General features: G+C 60.1%; 25 protein-coding genes. 16 read left to right on the forward strand and 9 right to left on the reverse strand.

Annotation, left to right across the window (positions count from 1 at the left end; genetic code table 11):
• Positions 1-102 precede the first annotated feature (102 nt).
• The 10 genes from AABA34_RS01945 (at position 103) to AABA34_RS01990 (ending at position 6,639) form a co-directional block, all read left to right on the forward strand.
• Positions 103-948, forward strand: a complete 846-nt coding sequence (locus tag AABA34_RS01945; RefSeq protein WP_252259430.1) for a pyruvate, water dikinase regulatory protein — start codon at positions 103-105, stop codon at positions 946-948.
• A complete protein-coding gene (locus tag AABA34_RS01950) occupies positions 945-1,553 on the forward strand; it encodes a Maf family protein (protein ID WP_338303649.1) in 609 nt (202 codons plus the stop codon). Before AABA34_RS01945 ends, AABA34_RS01950 begins: the two co-directional genes overlap by 4 nt.
• A complete protein-coding gene (gene aroE, locus AABA34_RS01955; protein ID WP_338303650.1) occupies positions 1,550-2,407 on the forward strand; it encodes a shikimate dehydrogenase in 858 nt (285 codons plus the stop codon). The genes AABA34_RS01950 and aroE overlap by 4 nt, the downstream gene beginning before the upstream one ends.
• Positions 2,404-3,024: a dephospho-CoA kinase gene (coaE, locus tag AABA34_RS01960; protein WP_338303651.1), complete on the forward strand. Its 621-nt coding sequence runs from the start codon at positions 2,404-2,406 to the stop codon at positions 3,022-3,024. The genes aroE and coaE overlap by 4 nt, the downstream gene beginning before the upstream one ends.
• A gap of 59 nt (positions 3,025-3,083) precedes the next feature.
• Positions 3,084-3,794, forward strand: a complete 711-nt coding sequence (gene dnaQ, locus AABA34_RS01965; RefSeq protein WP_338303652.1) for a DNA polymerase III subunit epsilon — start codon at positions 3,084-3,086, stop codon at positions 3,792-3,794.
• 16 nt (positions 3,795-3,810) lie between these two features.
• Entirely contained in the window at positions 3,811-4,374 is a 564-nt protein-coding gene (gene hpf / locus AABA34_RS01970) for a ribosome hibernation-promoting factor, HPF/YfiA family (RefSeq protein ID WP_252259435.1), read from the forward strand.
• A 158-nt stretch (positions 4,375-4,532) separates the two neighbouring features.
• Positions 4,533-4,994, forward strand: coding sequence for a PTS sugar transporter subunit IIA (locus AABA34_RS01975; protein WP_338303653.1), 462 nt, complete (start codon positions 4,533-4,535; stop codon positions 4,992-4,994).
• Entirely contained in the window at positions 4,984-5,439 is a 456-nt protein-coding gene (locus AABA34_RS01980) for a PaaI family thioesterase (RefSeq protein ID WP_252259437.1), read from the forward strand. The genes AABA34_RS01975 and AABA34_RS01980 overlap by 11 nt, the downstream gene beginning before the upstream one ends.
• A 13-nt stretch (positions 5,440-5,452) precedes the next feature.
• A complete protein-coding gene (locus AABA34_RS01985; protein WP_338303654.1) occupies positions 5,453-5,785 on the forward strand; it encodes a DUF1491 family protein in 333 nt (110 codons plus the stop codon).
• A gap of 200 nt (positions 5,786-5,985) precedes the next feature.
• Entirely contained in the window at positions 5,986-6,639 is a 654-nt protein-coding gene (locus AABA34_RS01990) for a cell wall hydrolase (protein WP_338303655.1), read from the forward strand.
• A gap of 57 nt (positions 6,640-6,696) precedes the next feature.
• Here AABA34_RS01990 and xth read toward each other — a convergent pair whose 3' ends face one another.
• The 3 genes from xth to AABA34_RS02005 all read right to left on the reverse strand — a co-directional run bounded on the left by xth (position 6,697) and on the right by AABA34_RS02005 (position 8,394).
• Positions 6,697-7,503 carry an exodeoxyribonuclease III gene (gene xth, locus AABA34_RS01995; RefSeq protein WP_338303656.1) on the reverse strand — a complete coding sequence of 269 codons (807 nt, stop codon included), beginning with the start codon at positions 7,501-7,503 and terminating at the stop codon, positions 6,697-6,699.
• Positions 7,504-7,573: 70 nt separating this feature from the next.
• Positions 7,574-7,903, reverse strand: coding sequence for a HesB/IscA family protein (locus AABA34_RS02000; protein WP_338303657.1), 330 nt, complete (start codon positions 7,901-7,903; stop codon positions 7,574-7,576).
• A gap of 59 nt (positions 7,904-7,962) precedes the next feature.
• Complete coding sequence (locus tag AABA34_RS02005; RefSeq protein ID WP_338303658.1) at positions 7,963-8,394, reverse strand: CBS domain-containing protein; 432 nt, start codon at positions 8,392-8,394, stop codon at positions 7,963-7,965.
• Between the two features lie 147 nt (positions 8,395-8,541).
• Between AABA34_RS02005 and AABA34_RS02010 the strand changes: the two genes are divergently transcribed.
• On the forward strand, positions 8,542-8,859 hold the full coding sequence (locus AABA34_RS02010) for a hypothetical protein (protein ID WP_252259443.1): 318 nt from the start codon (positions 8,542-8,544) through the stop codon (positions 8,857-8,859).
• A 210-nt stretch (positions 8,860-9,069) separates the two neighbouring features.
• On the opposite strand, the gene AABA34_RS02015 is transcribed toward AABA34_RS02010, so the two are convergent.
• The 5 genes from AABA34_RS02015 to AABA34_RS02035 form a co-directional block, all read right to left on the reverse strand.
• Entirely contained in the window at positions 9,070-9,474 is a 405-nt protein-coding gene (locus AABA34_RS02015) for a (2Fe-2S) ferredoxin domain-containing protein (protein WP_252259444.1), read from the reverse strand.
• Positions 9,471-11,510: a dipeptidyl-peptidase 5 gene (locus AABA34_RS02020; protein WP_338303659.1), complete on the reverse strand. Its 2,040-nt coding sequence runs from the start codon at positions 11,508-11,510 to the stop codon at positions 9,471-9,473. Before AABA34_RS02020 ends, AABA34_RS02015 begins: the two co-directional genes overlap by 4 nt.
• A 169-nt stretch (positions 11,511-11,679) precedes the next feature.
• Positions 11,680-12,159, reverse strand: coding sequence for a DUF2497 domain-containing protein (locus AABA34_RS02025; RefSeq protein ID WP_338303660.1), 480 nt, complete (start codon positions 12,157-12,159; stop codon positions 11,680-11,682).
• Between the two features lie 74 nt (positions 12,160-12,233).
• Entirely contained in the window at positions 12,234-13,724 is a 1,491-nt protein-coding gene (locus tag AABA34_RS02030; RefSeq protein ID WP_338303661.1) for a TolC family outer membrane protein, read from the reverse strand.
• Positions 13,721-14,323 (reverse strand): protein-L-isoaspartate O-methyltransferase family protein, encoded by a 603-nt coding sequence (locus tag AABA34_RS02035; RefSeq protein ID WP_338303662.1) that lies wholly within the window; start codon positions 14,321-14,323, stop codon positions 13,721-13,723. Before AABA34_RS02035 ends, AABA34_RS02030 begins: the two co-directional genes overlap by 4 nt.
• Before the next feature lie 202 nt (positions 14,324-14,525).
• Here AABA34_RS02035 and fumC point away from each other — a divergent pair, with 202 nt between their 5' ends.
• The 3 genes from fumC (at position 14,526) to AABA34_RS02050 (ending at position 18,124) form a co-directional block, all read left to right on the forward strand.
• A complete protein-coding gene (fumC, locus tag AABA34_RS02040; RefSeq protein ID WP_338303663.1) occupies positions 14,526-15,971 on the forward strand; it encodes a class II fumarate hydratase in 1,446 nt (481 codons plus the stop codon).
• A gap of 128 nt (positions 15,972-16,099) precedes the next feature.
• A complete protein-coding gene (locus AABA34_RS02045) occupies positions 16,100-17,347 on the forward strand; it encodes a sensor histidine kinase (protein WP_338303664.1) in 1,248 nt (415 codons plus the stop codon).
• A gap of 9 nt (positions 17,348-17,356) precedes the next feature.
• Positions 17,357-18,124 carry a LytR/AlgR family response regulator transcription factor gene (locus AABA34_RS02050; protein WP_034956475.1) on the forward strand — a complete coding sequence of 256 codons (768 nt, stop codon included), beginning with the start codon at positions 17,357-17,359 and terminating at the stop codon, positions 18,122-18,124.
• A 142-nt stretch (positions 18,125-18,266) separates the two neighbouring features.
• Here AABA34_RS02050 and AABA34_RS02055 read toward each other — a convergent pair whose 3' ends face one another.
• Complete coding sequence (locus AABA34_RS02055) at positions 18,267-18,575, reverse strand: UrcA family protein (RefSeq protein ID WP_051700361.1); 309 nt, start codon at positions 18,573-18,575, stop codon at positions 18,267-18,269.
• Positions 18,576-18,824: 249 nt separating this feature from the next.
• On the opposite strand from AABA34_RS02055, the gene AABA34_RS02060 reads away from it, so the two are divergent.
• Positions 18,825-19,076, forward strand: coding sequence for a hypothetical protein (locus AABA34_RS02060; protein WP_338303665.1), 252 nt, complete (start codon positions 18,825-18,827; stop codon positions 19,074-19,076).
• Between the two features lie 52 nt (positions 19,077-19,128).
• Complete coding sequence (locus tag AABA34_RS02065) at positions 19,129-19,887, forward strand: metallophosphoesterase family protein (protein ID WP_338303666.1); 759 nt, start codon at positions 19,129-19,131, stop codon at positions 19,885-19,887.
• The last annotated feature ends 7 nt before the right edge of the window (positions 19,888-19,894 follow it).

Below are 19,894 nucleotides of genomic sequence, written 5' to 3' on the forward strand. Positions count from 1 at the left end.
GCATCGGGGAGCGAATTTGATCCCGTGCTTGTCGACGCTTCTCTCCCGTGGTTTATGCCCCCTGTTGTCAACAAGTCGACGAGCCGTGTTTCGAATCGCTTCATGAACCGCCTCAATCTCCACCTCGTCTCGGATTCGACCGGCGAAACGCTCGAAATGATCGCCAAGGCGGCGCTGGCCCAATTCGATGATCCCACGGTCAACCGGCATTTCTGGCCGATGGTGCGATCGCGCCAGCATCTTGACCGGATCGTTCCCGATCTGGCGGATAATCCGGGATTGGTGCTGTTCACTCTGGTGAACCCCGATACCCGAGCCCGGCTTGAAGAGCATTGCCGCCATCTCGGCCTGCCCGCGGTACCCGTGCTTGATCAGGTGACAGCGGCACTCGAAGCACAACTGGGACAGGAAGCCCACGGCCGTCCCGGACGTCAGCATCTGATGGATGAAGACTATTTCAAACGGGTCGATGCGATCCAGTACACTATCGCCCATGACGACGGTGTCGGACACGAGGATTGGGAAGAAGCCGACATCGTCCTCGCCGGGGTTTCACGCAGCTCAAAAACGCCGACCAGCATCTACCTTGCCAACCGCGGCTACAAGGTGGCCAATATCCCTCTGGTGGTTGAAAGCCCCCCACCCAAGGCGTTGTTCGGGCTGCGCCATCCTCTTGTCGTCGGATTGACGACAGCCCCCGAACGACTGGTGCAGATCAGGCGCAACCGGCTCTTGTCGCTCAACGAAGGGACTGAGACTTCCTATGTCGACAACGACAGGGTCAAGGAGGAACTCCAGTTCGCGCGGCGCATGTTTGCCGATAACGGCTGGCCGGTGATCGATGTCACCCGGAGATCGATCGAGGAAAGCGCGGCGGCGATCATCCGGCTGGCACAAGAGCGTGAACGGCGTGACCGTCCGTTCGACGGGGCGGCCAAACCGATATGATCGAAGCGCAAACCGCGCCCGGGCTGATCCTTGCTTCAAAATCAGCCTCTCGCCGTGCGATGCTTGATGCGGCGGGCGTCAAATATGACGCCATGCCAGCAGACATCGACGAACGGGCCATCGAGGATAACTTGCGCGGCGCGACTCCGGGCGAAATCGCCGAAGCGCTGAGTGTGGCAAAAGCAGCTGCGCTTGCGTCCCTCCACCCTTCCGCGATTGTCTTGGGGGGCGATTCGCTAGTCGTTGCCGGCGGGCAAAGGTTCGACAAGCCGGTTTCACGCGATGACGCGGCGCGCCACCTCGGTTTCTTTTCCGGTAAGGTGATCGAACTTCATAGTGCGGCGGCTCTCGTTCGCGGCGATGGTTGCTTGTGGAGCCATGCCGACTGTGCCCGGTTGCACGTCCGCGACCTCTCGCCTGAATTCATCGAGCACTATCTCGACCACGAATGGCCCGAGATCAGCCACACGGTCGGGTGTTTCCGGATCGAGGCAATGGGTGTGCAGCTGTTCGAACGGATCGAAGGCGATCAGTTCACGGTCTTGGGAATGCCCCTGATCCCGGTTCTTGGTGCATTGCGTGATGAAGGGGTGTTGATCGCATGACCCGCCCCTATGCCGAAGTGATCGGCGATCCTGTCGCACAGTCAAAATCCCCCATGATTCACAATTTCTGGCTTGGGAAGCTGGGCATTGATGCCGAATACCGCGCAACGCATGTGAACCCGGATGGTCTTGCCGATTATCTGGCTGACCGTCGGGCTGATCCGTATTGGCGCGGGTGCAATGTGACCATGCCGCACAAGCAGGCGGTGATGCCGCTGCTCTCCAGTATTCAACCGCCCGCCGATGCGATTGGCGCCGTGAATACGATTTACCCTTTGTCAGGCGAATTGCTGGCGGGGACCAACACCGATGCAAGTGGTTTCCTCGAGCCTCTGCGCAATGAGCTTGGCAAGTCGCACTATTTTCGCATGGCCCGAATCCTCGGCACCGGAGGCGCTGCACGCGCGATTATCGCCGCGCTGGCGAATGAAGGGTTTACACTCGTGGTTGCCGGGCGTGACCCCGAGAAAGCCCGCATGTTGCTCGACGAGCTGGCTCCGCAGGGTGAGCACCACGCTGTCGCGCTCAGCCACTTTTCGAGCTTCACCGATTTTGCTTTCGATGATCGAGAGGGGTGCCTCGATCTGGTCGTCAACGCATCGCCTTTGGGCATGACAGGCAATCCCGAACAGGAATTCGACTGGAGCCATGCGCCGCCGGGCAGCATTGCCTATGACATCGTCACCAGCCCCGTCGAAACGCGGTTTCTCGCCAATGCCCGCGCCTTGGGCTTGGCCACGATCAACGGTCTGGCCATGCTGATCGGGCAAGCGGCCATCGCGTTCGAGAAATTCTACGGAACGCTTCCGCCGCGCGAATTCGATTCCGAACTGTTCGAGGTGCTGCAGAGATGAACGCTCCGGATCGACCGTTGATTATCGGCCTCACCGGTTCCATCGGCATGGGCAAATCCACCGTTGCCGCAATGTTTGAACATGCGGGAGTGCCGATCTTCGATGCCGATGCCGAGGTGCGCGCAATGCAGGGGCCGGGCGGAGAACTGCTCGAGCAGATCGAAGCCGCTTTCCCAGGATCGACCGGCCCTGATGGGATCAATCGCGAGGCCTTGGGTGGCCAGGTATTCGCTGACAAGGAAAAGCTCGCGCGGCTTGAGGCGATTGTCCACCCGGCTGTCGCTCGGAAAAGGGCTCAGTTCCTCGCGGATAATGCCGATGCCCCGCTCGTCCTGTTCGATATTCCACTATTGTTCGAACGCGGCGGACACGAAGCTGTCGATACCGTGGTGGTCGTCTCGGCTCCGGCCGAGGTTCAGCGGGAGCGGGTCCTCGCCCGCCCCGGTATGACGCCGGACAAGTTTGAACACATACTCGGTTTGCAGATCCCCGACGCGAAAAAGCGCGAATTGGCTAATCACATTATCGATACAGGCGCCTCTCTCGCTGAAACCGAAGAGCAGGTTCTGGCACTCGTCGCGAAGTTGCGAGTGCAAGCTGCACAGCGCGGCGAATAGGTGGATTTTTCGCATCTGCGGCTCTTGCGCTGATGCGGCCATAGGACGATAGTCGCCCTATGCGCGAAGTGATTTTCGACACCGAAACAACCGGTCTGGACCCTAAAACCGGGGATCGGATGGTGGAAATCGGGTGCGTCGAGATGATCGGCCGGATCGAAACCGGGCGCACCTATCACGCCTATTACAATCCGGAACGCGATATGCCCGCCGCCGCAGAGGCGGTGCACGGTCTTTCGTCGGACTTCCTGTCGACCAAGCCGCGTTTTTCGGAAACTGCTGACGAATTGCTCGAATTTCTGGGCGATGCGCCGTTGGTGGCGCACAATGCGGGCTTCGATTTCGGATTTCTCAATTCCGAACTTGAACGGATCGGCAAGGCACCGATCAGCATGGAGAGGATGGTCGATACCGTCGCCATCGCTCGCAAGAAGCATCCGGGCGCCAAGAATTCACTCGATGCGCTTTGCACCCGTTACGGTATTGACCGCAGCCACCGCGTGAAACACGGTGCGCTGCTTGACGCGGAATTGCTGGCACAGGTCTATGTCGAGTTGCTGGGTGGCAGGCAGATCGGCCTCGAGCTGGCGAGCGATCAGGCTGCTGCAAACGAGCCGTCCAGTGTCGATCAGCCAAAGCCAAGCACCGCAACTGCTGAACGCCCTTTCCGCGAACCGCGACCCCATGCGGCAACCGCAGAGGAAATCGCGCGGCATGCGGAGTTCTTGAACGGCATCAAGGATGCGATCTGGGCACAGGGCGCAAGGTAAGAGGAGGACGGCAGCGATGGAAATCCGGGTATCTGGTCATCAGATGGAAACTGGAGCAGCGTTGCAGGAACACGCGGCGGAGCGGCTCGGCGGGATTGTCGAGAAGTTCTTCGACCGCGCGATTTCCTCGCAGGTCACTTTCGGGAAAGGGCCGGGCGGTGCATTCACCTGCGATATCGTCACCCATGTTTCCCAAGGCACGATCATCAAGGCGCAGGGATCCGCGCATGACGCGCATCATGCGCTCGACGAAAGTGCGGCGAAGATCGAAAAGCAGCTGCGGCGGTACAAGCGCAGGCTCAAGGATCGCCACGAACAAAGCCAGCAGGCGCGCGCCGAAGAGGAGGCCGCCTACACCATCTTTGCCGTTGATGAGACCGAGGAGGAAGTCACCTCCGATGCTCCTCCAATCATCGCCGAAACCAGCGTCGACATTCCCGAAGGCAGCGTTGCCGATGCGGTGATGATGCTGGACCTGCGCGACACACCGGCGCTGTTCTTCAAAAATGCTGGCACTGGCAGGCATAATATGGTTTATCGCCGCTCCGACGGCTCGATCGGATGGGTCGAACCGCGTTAGGACCAAACCAACCTGGAGACGGTAGGGAGCCGTGACATCGACCAGGAAGGTCCTGCCCTTGGACGTGAGGAAGCGGCTCGCTGCATAGCGGCGCCAGTTCCCGTTACAGGGGTCGCCCCAGAGGCCAGACCAGACTTTTTCGGGATTTCAAGTTCGCAATGAACGTAAACTTTTCAATCTTGCCAGAAGCTGTTGCCGTTGCCCGGATCGACAGTGCTCAGCACATCCTTGAGGATCTGTCGCAGATCTTCGCCAAGGCATACGGCGTTGACGCTGGCGTCGTGCAAGAAGGGCTCGAACAGCGCGAAATGCTGGGCAGCACCGGTTTTGGTCGCGGTGTCGCGATCCCGCATTGTCGCAGCGCCGAAGTGAACCGACCCACAGTCGCTCTGCTGAAACTGGAAGCTCCGGTGGACTTCAAGTCCGCCGATTCCATCCCGGTAACGCTGGTTTTCGGGCTGATTTCACCGGAAAACGCCGGTGCGACACATCTTCACGCGCTGGCGGCGATCTCTCGCATTGCCCGTGACGACGCGATCCTCGCAGCGCTGCTCGACGCTCCCGATGCCGAAGCACTGTTTGCCGTGCTGACCAATCAATTCCTGCGCGATGCCGCCTGATTCACCAGGGGCCGGGCTGCACCACCGTGCGCTGGAGCGGTTATACGCCTCCGCACCGGTCAACAGCCTGTTCAATTCCCGGCTCGAAATCACCGGAGAGGGTACCGCGCGGCTGATCTTCACCGTGACCCGCGACGTATATCACGCCGCCGGGGCCGCGCATGGGACGATCTATTTCAAGATGCTCGACGACGCGGCTTTCTACGCGGCGAACACGCTTGTTACCGATCGTTTTCTGCTGACAACCAGCTTCAACCTGCACTTCACCAAGCCGGTGCGCGAAGGCGAAGTGGTGGCGGAAGGCCGGTGGATCAGCGGGAAGAAGCGGGTTTTCGTGGCGGAATCCCGGCTCGTCGATTCCGAAGGCGATGAAATCGGACGTGGAACAGGCACCTTCATGCGCTCACGCATCCCGCTTTCCAGCCTGCCGGGGTATTCATCCTGACGAGTGTTGAGGGATGACGCGGCTTCCCGCCCATCTCGAGGTGTCCGGCCTCATTCGCCTTGTCGAATCGCAGGGTGGAACCGCGATGGTGCTCGCCAAAGGAGAGCGCGATGCGGGGACGATCCTGATCGTAACCATGTGTCGCGGCGAGGATGTGCGGCTATTCGAAAGAATGCCGCAAATGGACGGAACGCGACCCTTTCTTGCGACAAAATCCCAAGACCCTCAAAAACCTGAAGAATTTTCAGAATACCTTGATCGCCGCCGCCGTCAGGACCCAGATATCTGGATTGTCGAGGTAGATATCGCCAATGCAGAACGGTTCGTCGAACTTTTGCCGCGTTAACTTGACGTAGTTACATCTGCGACTATTTGGCCGCCAGCTTCCAGGTGCGCAGGCCCCGACAACGGCAATTCGGTCGTTTGAAGGGCACGCAGACGGGGGGCAGCCGGCAGGCCTCTTACGGACTACCCCTAAGTCAGCGATCACTCGCTACTGGTCCTCACCTGCGTCGGAGCTCGCTCACCGCCCAGATAGAAGAATCCATGAGTCGCAAGACTTATTCATTGAGCGCCGTCGCAATTGTGGCGATGGCCGGTTTGAGTTTCTCCAGCGCCGACAGCGCTGAAGCCCTTGCCCAGGATGGTGTCGTCGAAATGGCGGCTTCCGGTGAGGCGTCGACCGAAGAAGTGGTCGAAATCGTTCCCGAACAATCCGTATTCGTTTCCGAAGAAGTGGTGCAACCGCTTCCGGAGGCCTCCGCACGGCCCGTCGCCAGCGCAGCTTCGCTCAGCGAACTGGTTGCTGCGATCGACAGCGATCAGGAACTGACAGAACAACTCCACTGCCTTGCAGGTGCGGTCTATTTCGAATCGCGCGGTGAACCGCTCGCCGGTCAGCTGGCCGTCGCCGAAGTCGTGATCAATCGTGCGGAAGACAGCCGCTGGCCCGCAAGCTATTGCGGCGTCGTCTACCAGCGTTCGCAATTCTCCTTCGTGCGTGGGGGCCGGATGCCGAGCATCAACACCTCTTCGCCTGCATGGCTTCGCGCCAAGGCGGTTGCCCGCATCGCGCATGACGGATTGTGGGAAACCGAGGCTGATGGCGCGGTCTATTTCCACGCAAAATACGTCCGCCCGGGCTGGAGCCGCGCAAAAACCCGGCTCGCGCAGATCGACACGCATATTTTCTACCGCTGATAACGGACGTCAGAAATTTGAAACCCCCGCCCTTGATTGGGTGGGGGTTTTTTGCGCTCAGTCCTGCAAGATCGCCCACGTCGGAGCGTGATCGCTCGCCTTTTCGCGCCCGCGATGTTCGCGATCGACGCCCACCGCCTGCAACCGGTCCGCAAGCTCGGGCGAAAGCAGGATGTGATCGATCCGGAAGCCGTGATCGCGCTGCCATGCACCCGCCTGATAGTCCCAATAGGTCCACACACCGCCACGCGGGTTGAGCGTGCGCACCGCATCGGTCCACCCATCGGCCAAAAGCCGGGCATAGGCGGCGCGCGATTCAGGCTGCATCAGCGCATCATCGGCCATTGCCTTGACCGAATAGACGTCGTCGTCTTCAGGGATGACGTTGTAATCGCCAAGGATCGCCGCAGGCACTTCTTCCGCCCAGATCGCGGCCATGCGTTCGCGCAGTTTGGCCATCCACGCCAGCTTGTAATCGAATTTCGGCCCGGGATGCGGATTACCGTTGGGCAGATAGATGCACACGATCCGCACGCTGCGCCCGTCCTTGGCAACATCCGCTTCGAGATAGCGCGCCTGTTCGCCCTCGCCTTCCTTGGGTCCGTCAATCCCCAGCCCGCGCTGGACTTCGGCAAGCGAATAGCCTGCCTGCGTATCGGCCAGCATAGCTACCCCGTTGAAGCTCTTCTGCCCGTGCCAGACCACCTGATAACCAAGTTCCTCGAACTCGGACGCGGGGAAGTCCTTGTCCTGGCTCTTGATTTCCTGAAGGCAGGCGACGGTGGGGCGTGTTTCTTCCAGCCACTCCTTGAGCCTTGGAAGCCGGGCCTTGATACCGTTGATGTTGTAGGTGGCGATTTTCATGGCGCTATCCATGCAGGATCAGCGCACCTGCGTCCATCGCAAGCTGCGCGTTACAGCGCAAACCCCATCGTCAAATGCCGAAGCTGGAACCGCAACCGCAGCCTGCGGCGGCCTGCGGATTCTCGACCCGGAATGCAGCGCCGCCAAGCGATTCCACGAAATCGACAACACTGCCGCTGACCAGATCAAGACTGACGGGATCAACCACCAGCTTCACGCCGTCGGTTTCGCTCACGCTGTCATCGGAAGCGGGCCCGTCAGCAAGGTCGAACTTGTACTGGAACCCGGAACACCCGCCGCCTTCGACAGAAAGCCGCAAGATCGCAGGTTTTGTCTGCTTGTCCGCAATCCATGCGACGCGCTTTGCTGCGGCGGGAGTAAGTGTCAGAGCTTGGGCCATGGCAATAAAATAGGGCGCGTACGCAGGTTCCTCAAGTCCGGTTGTTCATGCCTGATCGCTCAAGCCGTCTGGATGTAGTCGCGCAGCGCAGCCGCTTCGTGTTCCACTTCGTCGATCTTGTGCTTCACCAGATCGCCGATGGAGATGAAGGCGATCAGCCTGCCATCCGACACGACCGGAAAATGGCGGAACCGACGCCGGGTCATCAGCGCGAGCGCCTCGTCAATCTTCGTACCCGGTTCCACCGTGATCGCCGGCGAGGTCATGATCGCTTCGACCGGCAGATCAAGACAGGCCGATCCCTTGTCGGCAAGCCGATAGATGACGTCGCGTTCCGACACGATACCCGCCACCGCGCCATCGCGCAGGACGGGAACCGCGCCGATCCGTTTTCCCGCCAGCATCGACACGACTTCCGCAACCGGGGTGCTGACGTCGCAGGCGATAATGTCGTCCGCGCTGCGATCGCCGATAATCTTGGCAATTGTCATGATGGGACTCCTCTCTCAGGCAGAGAAAGTGCCATCAATTTGGCAAAAAGGCGAATCCGCAATCGTACCATCCGCTTGCCTCCGAACTTGCTCGGGGCACGTAGCTAGAAGGTTGCCAATCCTCCTTTGCATCCTCATGTGGGCTCCATGGTTCAGAAATCCCCGCTCGACGATCCTGAAAACGCGGCTCACGCGTGGGCGCGCTATCGCAAGATCATGAGAATCCTGATGGCCGTCACTGTCGGGACAGTGGTGGTGGCAATCGGCGTGCTGTTCGCTTTCAACGGCATGGTGTCGGTGCATTTCTACATCGCCGTCGCCTTGGGCATCAGTTTCACAATGCTGCTCGCGGGTGGTTTGATGGGTCTGGCGTTCCTGTCGAACGGCACGGGTCACGATGCCTCGGTCGACAACCGGCTCCCAGACAGCGACGAGCTTTGGTCCAAGCGCGACGAGGATAGGTGACAGCCCGCTTTCCTACAGCCGTGCTTTCATGCGATGACGCAATGGTCGGATCGGGCCGCCGGAAATTTTTTCTATTTGGATAAGTGTCAATTTCGGATTTGGCGGCTTTTTTAAAGCCAAATCAAACGGTTGAACCGGAAAAACCCGCTCAGGACGGTGTCAACTCTGTCAATTTGCTTCGCAGGCGCAGCATGGCTGCGAAGGATTGACTCAAGCGGGAGAATTCAGGCGAAATTCCTCAACCGGACGGCCGCCAATCAGGTGTTCCTGGATGACGCGTTCAAGCACTTCGGGGCTGCACGAGTGATACCAGACCCCGTCGGGCCATACCACGGCCACCGGCCCGGCACCGCAGACCTGCAGGCAATCCGCCTTGGTGCGCTGAATGCCTCCGGGGCCCTTGGGGTGATCAGGCTGTCGCTTGGGCCCGATCAGGCCGAGCTCCTTGAGCCGGCTCTTGAGGAAACTCCACGCCGCCTCGCCCTCTTGGCGAGAGCAGCATTTCTGCTTCTCCGAGAGAGCGCACAGGAAAATCTGGCGCTCAATCCGCTCTTCATCCCGCCCGTACTTCCTGACAAGTGCGGTCTGTGCGGCCAGCAGTGGCTGATCGGTCATTCTTCGGCTTCACCTTCCGGCTTCAGCCAGCGATCGAGCCACGCAAACACCGTGTTGTGCCACTGCAGCGAATTCTTCGCGCCCAGCACCCAGTGGTTTTCATCGGGGAACACAAGCAATTGAGAGGGAATGCCGCGCTCCCGCAAGACCGTGAAGCTTTGCAATCCTTGGGTGTAGGGGACGCGGAAGTCCTTCTCGCCCGTGATCACCAGCATCGGGGTCTGCCACTTGTCGATGTGGTTCACCGGGTTCCAGCGTTCATAGGTCTCCTTCGCCTCGGAATAGGAGCCGCCGAAATCCCAGCGCGGGAACCACAATTCCTCGGTCGAATAATAGAAGCTGCGCATGTCGAACAGGCCATCATGCTGGACAAGGCAATCGAACCGGTCGGGCCAGTTGCCCGCGATCCAGTTGACCATATAGCCGCCATAGCTGGCACCCATGGCGCAGGCGCGTGTGCCGTCGATTTGCGGATCGAGTTCGAGCGCGGCCTCCAGACCTTTCTGCAGGTCTTCGAGCGGCTTGCCACCCCAGTCGCGGTTGATCGAATCCATGAAGTCCTGCCCGTAACCGGCGCTTCCGTGGAAATCGACCGAGATCACGGCATAACCCTGGCTTGCGACAACGCGGGGGTTCCAGCGGCTCGACCAGGAATCGGAAAACGAACCCTGCGGCCCCCCGTGGATGTAGAGGATCGCCGGAATCGGACCTTCCTGATTCTCGAGCCGGGTGATCTGACCCCAGACGGTGTCCCCATCTGCACCCACAAAGCTGAAGCGGGTCGTCCGGGTAGAGGCCATCGTGCCCATACGATCGGTCACCACATTGGTCAGCGGGCGCGCAGTTTCTGCAAAGTCCGACAGGAAAAGCTCGGCCGGAACTCCGATCGAATCGCGTGTGAACAGCAGCTGCCCGCCCGGAAGCGAGGTCAGATTGCCGATATGCGCTTCAGCTCCCGCCATCAGGTTGAGCTCTGTCACCGCCCCGGTTTGGGGGTCGATGCGGAAGGCGGGGGTATCGAGAACCTTCGAAGCTGTTGCCAGAAGATGGCTGCCGTCAGCACTCCAGCTAAGACCACCAAACGACAGGTCTGTATCCTGTGTCAGCGCCCGCGTCTCTCCGGTCTGAAGATCGCGCAGATGAACCACAAGGCGATCCGATTCGTAGCCGGGACGGGCCATCGCGAGGTAGGCGAGCGTCTTGCCATCGGGGGACGGCGCGGGCGAAGAATCATGCGCTTCGTTCGCGACCGTAAGTTCGATCGGAGCGGCTCCGGTCAGATCGGACCAATAGATGTCGAGATCGGTCGACCCGGGCTCTTTCGCGTCCGCTCTGCGCGCCACGAAGTAGACACCCGATCCATCGGGCGCCCACGCAATGTCCTCACCCCCGCCAAACGGCATGGTGGGCGTGTTTCCGACGAGTGCACCCTCACTGTTGCCGCCGTCGAGCGCGACACCGTCTCCGACAGCCTCCCCGTTCTCAAGCCCGAATACGAAAACGCGGTTGAAAACGCCCGGCTGCGTCCAGCGATCCCAGTGACGATAGAAACCGGCATCCCCTTCATACAGTCGCCCGCTACCGATCGTCTGTTCATCGCTTTCGCAACCAACACGCTCGCAATCGCGCGCTACTTCGGCCCACAAGGCGATCTTGTCAGAGGTTGGCGCGATGCTGAAACCGGCGATGTCGGTGCCGGGAATATCGGCTACCGGCATAGGGCCGGTAACATTCCCGTTCGCTTCAAGCGCGACCCGCCAAACCCGCGCGCGCTCTTCGCGGGTTTCGTCGGGGTGATAATAGCTGAGAAAATAGAGGAAATTGTCCGGCGCGAACGCCAGCGAAAATCCGGCAATGCCCAAGTCGATCTCAACCGGATCTGCGCCGGGGGTCTTAAGGTCGAGAAGGTAATGCAGTGGTGAACGACGCAGCGTTTCGGGATCGGTGTAAGTCACCGAATAGACCGCATATTGCCCTGTCGGGGTCACTGTCGGAGCGCCAAGGCGCGGCATCAGGGTCAAATCGCGCGCGGTCATCGGCGCTTTCTGCGCGGCCGCGGTGCCTTCATGTTGCGCTTGCGCAAGCGTTGGAGACGACAAGAGCGAAACTGCCGCGATTGCAGCGGCGTTCAAAAGTATCCTTCCCATGGGAGAGGAATTAGCCCGTGCGTTGCCCAGTTTCCAGCGAAACCGGAATTTCGACAGTTTAGCCGCGCTTCCCGGCAATCCGTGCGATTTCAGCCTGCACCATCTTTTCGACCATACCGGGAAGGTTCTTGTCGAGCCATTCTGCCAGCATCGGGCGTAGCAGTTCGCGAGTCAGACCTTCGAGTGAGGTTTCACCGGAACGCACGATCTGGGGCCGCGCCGGGGGCTGCGACAGCATTGCCAGAGCGGCGAGGTTTTCGTGCATTGCCTCACGGACTTCATCCGCCAGCAGCGGCGTTTCACCATCGTCTTCGATTTCGATCGCTTCGGAAAGCTCCATCTCGGCCAGATCAAGAACGCCATCATCGGGATCGAGAACAGCCTCTTCCTCGCCGGATTGATCAGGAAGTTCAGCATCTTGCGATGGCGTAGACTTGCGGTTGCGCATTTGCAGAGCGCTTTCGCGATTATCGCGCGCAATCACCTTCTTGATCGATTCGAGAATCTCTTCAACCGATGCTTCGCTATTGTTCGCCACGAGCCTGCCCCTGCCCCATCAGATGTCTGTTCGAGTGAGAAGCCCCAAGACACCCGCCATGCCGAATCACATGGTTAACGCTCGCTTTCGGGCTCCAGCACCGGGCCTATGAATGCATCCGCAGCCTCAATGTCAACGGTTCTGGTCGAATTGGCGGCCGGTTCAGCGTCGCGGTCCCAATCCCATATGCGTCCCTTGACTCGATCATAGTTTACCTGCGGATCGTAAAGCGGGCCGCCGGTATCAAGGTTCAGATCGCGCGCTTCGGCCTTGCCCATTGCAGCCAGCAGGCTGAAGCCCGCGACATAGGCATTGCGTCGGGCTGTAACCAATTGTGCGCGAGCAGAGAGCAGTTCCTGCTCGGCGTTCAGGACATCGATGATGGTGCGATTGCCGATCGAATTTTCCGCCCGCACGCCCTCAAGGCTCAGTTCGGCAGCTTCCACTGCGGCTTGAGAACTCTCGATGACGGCGTTTGACGCCTGCCAACTGGCATAGGCGGCGCGGGTCTGTTGGATGACATTGCGTTCGGTCGCGATAACCTGCTCCAGCGCGGCGGTTTCGCGGGCTCCGGCCTGCCGCTGGCGTGCCGCTGGCAATCCCCCCTGGAAAATCGGAATTGTGATCCGCACACCGGCGTTCGCGGTGGTTTCGCGCTGAACGAAATTGGCCGCGACAGGCCCGCCGAGTGTTCCGTAGAAGTCGCTATAGTCGTAATTCGCAAACAGCCCGACAGTCGGAAGCCGCCCTGCTCCGGCAGCATCGGTGTCATAGCCCGCGGCCTGAGCGCGCTCCTTTGCGGCGATCAGGTCGGGATTGTTCTCAAGCGCGGTGACCACTGCCATGCCCACTGTTTCGGGAAGGCCGGGCAATGGCGGCGGCGCCTCAAGCCCCATGGGCGCACGCCCAACCAGCTGGATATACGCCTCACGTGCGCCGATGAGATTGGCGTAGGCGGTGCGCAGGTCGCCCTCAGCAAGTGCCAAGCGTGATTGCGCTTGCGCTACGTCCGTGCGGGTCAGATCGCCGATTTCGAACCGATCACTGGTGGACTGGAACGTAACCCGCAGCACTTCGACCTGATTGGCAGCAAGTTCAGCCAAGGCCTCGGTCCTGAGCACATCCATATATGCGGCGACAGTTTGGCTGAAAACCGAGCTTTCCGTCGCTCGCAGATCAGCCTGGCCAGCCGAAACACGTTCTTCAGCTGCGTTGATCGCGTTGCGTACGGCACCACCAGCATAGATCGGAACCTGAAGCTGCGCGTTTACCCCAAGATTGCGCTCAGGCGCGGTGAACGAGTTGGCCGACTGACGGAGAAACTCGACATGGGTAGCCGTTACGTTAACCGATGGCGTGCCCTGAGCCCGCTGGATCGGGACCCCTTCATCGGTGGCGCGCTGGTTGGCGCGAGCGCCTTCGAGGGTGGGATTGGTGTTGTAGACTGCCACCAATGCATCGCGAAGGGTTTCCGCCTGAGCGGGGAATGCCAGCCCGGCGAGGGCAATAGCTCCCAATGAGGCCACTGCGCGTGCGGCGCCAGTCAGGCGGAGTGTCGATGTCACTTAAAGGTCCAACCCTTTGGTTTGTTGAAGGCGGAAATAACGGGCATTCCGAGGTCTTCGACAGGTTCGAGCGACAGCTTGCCCGCGATCTTGCGCCCCGAAGCAAGCCGGGTGACCTGCCGCAGAACGAGGCCCGAAACGATCCGCCCACCTTCAGCGAGGCAGGCAGCCAGGCTCGATGGCAATTCTTCGATCGCCCCGTCGACAAGGATCAGCGAATATTCGCCTTTCGGCAACTTGCCTTGCGCCGCATCAGCGCTCGAAATGGCGGTCACTTCGCTTACCAAGGGCGCAATCAGCGTTTCGAGATAGGCTGTGCCGCCGCTGATTACCAAGGCGCGGTCTGCAGGCAGGGGCGCGGCTTCGAGCAGCAGCTTTCCGTAAAACAGGGGCGATGCGAGATGCGTATCCGCAGAAAGCGAGATTGACCGATCTATATAGGCAAGCCCGGCCTTTTCCTCCGGCAGGAAATCCTCACGCGGGACAGTGAGCATGCGGGCGAGAATGAATTCCTCGTTTACCCCGCTGGTGCGGAGCTGGCTGTCGATCATCGCCTTGCGGGCAGCCTTTGTGTCACGGGTCAAAGTGGTATTGGTCATGCGGTACTCCGTCCAACTGTATTGGCATCGCAATACAGCTCGTCAACCCCTTCCTAGCCATCCGGCAATCCGGTTCCAAGCAATTTGCGTGGCGATCCGTGCAGCTTCCCTTTGACCTGTCACCAAGCCGCGTCATATGGGGCGAATAATCAGACCATCGGCGAACCGAGAGGCGGTTTCGACCGATACCAGGAGGGCTTCGATGAGTGACATTGCCAAGACAACACGCAACGACGGGGAAATTTTCGGCGCCATCGGTGAGGTTCGCATAGAAACCGATTCGCTTGGCGAAGTCGCCTGCCCGGTTGACGCCCATTGGGGAGCGCAGAGCCAGCGCAGTCTCGCCAACTTCGCGATCGGCACGGAAACCATGCCGGAACCCCTGATCAAGGCTTTGGGGATTCAGAAGCAGTCAGCGGCGAAAGCGAACATGGACCTAGGTGTCCTTGACCCGAAACTGGGCGATGCGATTGTCGCTGCGGCTAGCGAGGTCATCGACGGCACGCTGGCGGACCAGTTTCCGCTCAGCGTCTGGCAGACGGGTTCGGGCACCCAGTCAAACATGAATGCCAACGAAGTAATCGCCAGCCGCGCCAACCAGATTCTTACCGGAGTTCACGGCGGGAAGGATCCTGTCCACCCCAACGATCACTGCAACATGGGGCAGAGCTCGAACGACACCTTCCCCACCGCGATGCACATCGCAGCCGCCAGCGAGACGATCGATCGCCTGATCCCTGCCCTTGATCAGCTTCACGCAGCGCTGGATTCAAAGGCCAAGGCGTTCGCCCATATCGTCAAGATCGGCCGCACCCATTTGCAGGACGCCACCCCGCTTACATTGGGCCAGGAATTCTCGGGCTACGCCAAGCAGGTCGAATACAGCATCGCCCGGATCCGCAATGCCCTGCCCCGCGTGCTCGAACTCGCGCAAGGCGGCACTGCCGTCGGCACAGGGATCAATTCGAAGGCCGGCTTCGCCGAAAAGTTTGCAGAGCATGTCGCAGCGATTACCGGCCATGATTTCGTTACCGCTGCCAACAAGTTCGAAGCGCTGGCCGCGCATGATGCACTGGTGGAATTGTCCGGCGCGTTGAATTCGGTTGCCGTCAGCCTGATGAAGATCGCAAATGACATCCGCCTGCTCGGCTCGGGTCCACGCTGCGGCCTTGGCGAAATCTCGCTGCCCGCCAACGAACCCGGCTCTTCGATCATGCCGGGCAAGGTGAACCCCACCCAATGCGAAGCCATTACAATGGTTTGCGCACAAGTCATGGGCAATCATGTGACTGTCAGCGTGGCCGGGTCGAACGGGCATATGGAGCTGAACGTCTTCAAACCGGTGATGATCTACAATGTGCTGCAATCGATCCGCCTGCTTGCCGATTCCTCGCGCAGCTTCACCGAGCATTGCATTTCCGGCATCGAGGCCAACGAAGCCCGCATCGAGAAGCTGCTCAATGAAAGCCTGATGCTCGTCACCGCGCTCAACCCGCACATCGGCTATGACAACGCGGCGAAAATCGCGAAGAAAGCACACGCCGAAGGGACTACGCTGAAAGAAGCGGGGCTAGCGCTGGGCCTGCTTACCGAAGAGCAGTTTGCCCAGTGGATCGTCCCTGCGGATATGATCAAACCGCGCGACTGAGCGCGGCAGAAAGGGGGCTGAAGGCTGCTCAAACCGATCTGACGCCCCCGATCATTCGACCAAGCGGGCATTCTGCCCGACGACCGATTGGCGCTTTTCGGCATGACGCGCTATCTCGCAAGTCAGCCATGGATCTGAGCCGAACACCCGAAGCGCTTGACAGGACAGCGCCAGCCAGCGTGCCGTTTCGCACGGTGCTTTTGTCGATGGTGCTCTTGTGGGGCACCTATTTTTTCCTGATCAGCATCCGCAGTTTCATCCTCGATCTCGACATGCAGATCGAGATGGCGGTGCGGCGCGGGCTGGTGACGATTGCCGGCATTGGGCTCACCATTGCGCTTTGGGCTTTGCTCCGGCTGGTCGATCGGCATGCCTTGTGGGTCAAGATCGGCGCGGCGAGCCTGTTCGCCATCCCGGTTGCGATCGGCATCGGCCAGATCAACCAATTCGCTTTCCAGGACATCCAGCAGGAACTCGAACAGCGCTTTGCCGAAGAACGCGGCTTCCGCTTCGATGACCAGGGCAACCTTCTTTATGACCTGCCCGAGGGAATTCGGGTCGAAGCTCCTGGGCCGGATGGGTCAGGCCGGCCGCAAGTATCCGAATCGCTGATCATCGCTCCGGCAGAACTGCGCGAGGATTCGTGGAAGGCTGTGCTCGAGATTGCGCTGGGCCGCTATTTCCTGCTGCTTGCCTGGGCATCAACCTATTTCGCCCTGCTTGCCGGCGTTCAGGCGCGGGCGGCAGAGCGCCGCGAGCAGCAATTCCGATCGGCCGCCAAAGCCGCCGAACTTCGATCCTTGCGGTATCAGGTCAACCCGCATTTCCTGTTCAACACTCTGAACTCGCTTTCGGCCCTCGTCATGACAGGCAAGGCAGACAGGGCCGAGCGCATGATCCAGACGATCAGCCGGTTTTATCGCCACAGCCTTGCGGATGAGCCGACCAGCGACGTTTACCTGAAGGACGAGTTCGATCTGCAGCGGCTCTACCTCGACATAGAAGCGGTGCGTTTCCCCGAACGGTTGAGCTGTGTGTTCGATCTTCCCCCCGAACTCGAAAAAGCGCGGGTTCCGGGCATGATCCTGCAACCGCTGGTCGAAAACTCGGTCAAATACGCCGTTTCAGCCGTTTCCCGCCCGATCACCATCACCGTTTCCGCGCGTGAGGAATTCGATCGTCTGGTGGTCACGGTAAGCGATAACGGGCCCGGCGTACCCGACGCGGCAAAGCACGGATTCGGCATCGGGCTGGCTAATGTTCGGGATCGCCTTGAGGCCCGTTTCGGCGCCGACATAGGATTCAGTTCCACGCCCGTGCCCGGTGGCTATCAGACCGAGATCCGCATTCCCCTGTCGCGACCGGCGCAACATTGATGGAATCCGATGGCTGACACAGAAACCCAATCGCAATCTCTCCGGACCCTGATCGTCGATGACGAACCGCTGGCGGTTGAGCGCATTCAGGTGATTTGTGCGGAGTTATCGGCGATCCGTGTCGTGGGAACTGCCAGCGATGGCGCTGCGGCTCTGCGGCTTGCAGAGAAGCTCGAACCCGATCTGGTGCTGCTGGACATGACCATGCCCGAGCTTGACGGATTGGGCGTGGCCCGGAAGTTTGCCGAGCAGGATGATCCTCCAGCGGTAATTTTTGTCACCGCGCATGATCATTTCGCGGTCGAGGCCTTTGATCTGGAAGCGATCGATTACGTGTTGAAGCCGGTTTCGGCCGAACGGCTGGAACGCGCTATTGAGCGCGCCGTGGCCCGGCGTGGCGAGCGCAAGGAATCGCCGGGCAAATGGCTCGAAGAGCTATGGGTTCCGCACCGTTCGGAATTGCTGCGTATTGCCGTCAGCGAAGTTCATCAGATCGATGCCGAGCGCGATTACGTAAGGCTGCATGTGGGCGATCCGGAAGACCCTTCATCCGATTCCCGGTCTTATCTCTTGCTTCAGACGATTGCCGGACTGGAAGCGCGGCTTGATCCGGAACAGTTCATCCGCATCCATCGATCCACCATCCTGCGCAGAGACAACATCCGTGGCTTGCGCCATGACGGGCTCGGGGTCTGGTCGGCCGAATTGCAGAACGGCGAAGCCTTGCGGATCGGCCGAACCTATCTCTCCAAAGTCAAGGCGATGGCCGGTCGTTGACCTGCTTGCGCGGCTGATTGCCGCTGGACCTGATTGTCATCCCAAAAAAGAAGCGGCCCGAACCCCGGGACTGATGAGGGTTCGAGCCGCAATGTACTGCGCCACAATTCGTTCGGGGAGTGGGCAGCGAATGGAACGCGGTTCAGCCGCCGCGCCGTTCGTTTTCAGCGATCGCCGCAACCTGGCGCTTGGCGCTCGCGGTTGCCTTGGCGAGGCAATCGCGTGCCGCCATTGAGCGGATGCGGGTGCCGGTCGGCATTTCGTCGATCTGGCAGACCTGGCGCGCCGCACGATTGATCCGCTCATCAAGCAGTCGCTGGCCTTCGGGCGTATCAAGGTCGAGACCGGCAGTGCTGATCACCTGGGTCGGCAAGTCAGCGGGACCGGCCAGAGCTGGGCTCGCGGAAAGGGCAAGGCCAATGCTGGCCGTGGCAAGTGCAAGAACTTTCATCTCTCTTCTCCTGTCAGCAAGTGCGGCGGTGTTCGATCGGGGTCTCGAACCGGGGATGCCAACCGCCCTGCTGTGTTAGAGAGATAAGGCAGCCTCCGGATACCGTCACCCGGTGCTCGACGAACCGGCATCAACCCGTCGATTGACGACCACAGAGAAGATCGAGGGATGATCAGGTCCGACAAAGCGCGGATTTGAAACGATCAGCGATATCGCCATATTGCTGGAGTGATATTTTCGCTCGCCATCATGTTCCTGCTGGGAATCGGCAATTTCGCACTTCACCGTGCCGTGCTCGAAAGCGGGCACCCGCTGGTCGAACAGCTTCCGGGCCTTGCCCAATCGCTTGGGGGCAGACTGACGCTGGTGGCTGAATTCCTGGTGCTACTGGCAGCGATGCTGCTGGTGGCCAATGGCTGGAGCGAACTGGCATGGGTTTATGCAGGTTACAGCGCTCTCAATGTCGCGTCGGCTTGGCTGATCCTGTCCGGACGCGTCTGAGCGCGGCTTTGATCTTGCAGATTGCGTCCGAAAAGGGTTTGGGAATCACACCATGACGACCCGCCTGTTCCATATCAGCGATGTCCACTTCGGGATCGAAAATCGCGCCGCACTTGATAGCGTCGCGCGCGCCATCGCCGATGAGCGGCCCGATCTGCTAGTTTGCACCGGCGATCTGACCCAACGGGCAAAGCACAAAGAATATGCAGCAGCGGCAGACTGGTTCGCATCATTGGATGTGCCCGTCTGGATCGATCCGGGCAATCATGACATGCCCTATTACAATCCGATTGAGCGGTTTGCCGACCCCTATCGGCGCTATCGCAGGTTGAAGGATGCGGTTGCCGTGGAACGGTTCGAGACGGACGATATCGTCTTGCTGCCGCTTCGTACCACCGTCCCGGCCCAGAAGCGCTGGCCATGGTCCGATGGAGTGATCACGGCCATCGCGTTGGCAGAAGCGCACGAACGGCTCGCTCCATTTGGTGGCGACGAACGCCATGTTGTCATCACCGCACATCATCCGCTGCATGGGCCAAGCGTCGAAGGCCCCAACGCGACCATCGGAGGCGATGCCGCCTTTGCGTCGCTGGCGCAGGCTGGAATGAACGCCGTGCTCAGCGGACACATCCACAAACCCTTCAACGATTTTCGCGGCGATGGCGGGGCACGGGCGCAGGTCATCGGCGCTGGTACGCTGTCGCGAAGGCTGCGGCACGGGGCGCCGCCTTCGTACAATGTCCTCACCTGCAAGAAGGGGGCTGACGAAATCGAAGTGGAACTGAGAGAGCTGCCCCATACCGTGCGGTAAGATGGGC

This window comes from Erythrobacter sp. Dej080120_24, assembly GCF_036322605.1.
In the GTDB taxonomy this organism is placed as follows: Bacteria; Pseudomonadota; Alphaproteobacteria; order Sphingomonadales; family Sphingomonadaceae; genus Erythrobacter; species Erythrobacter aurantius.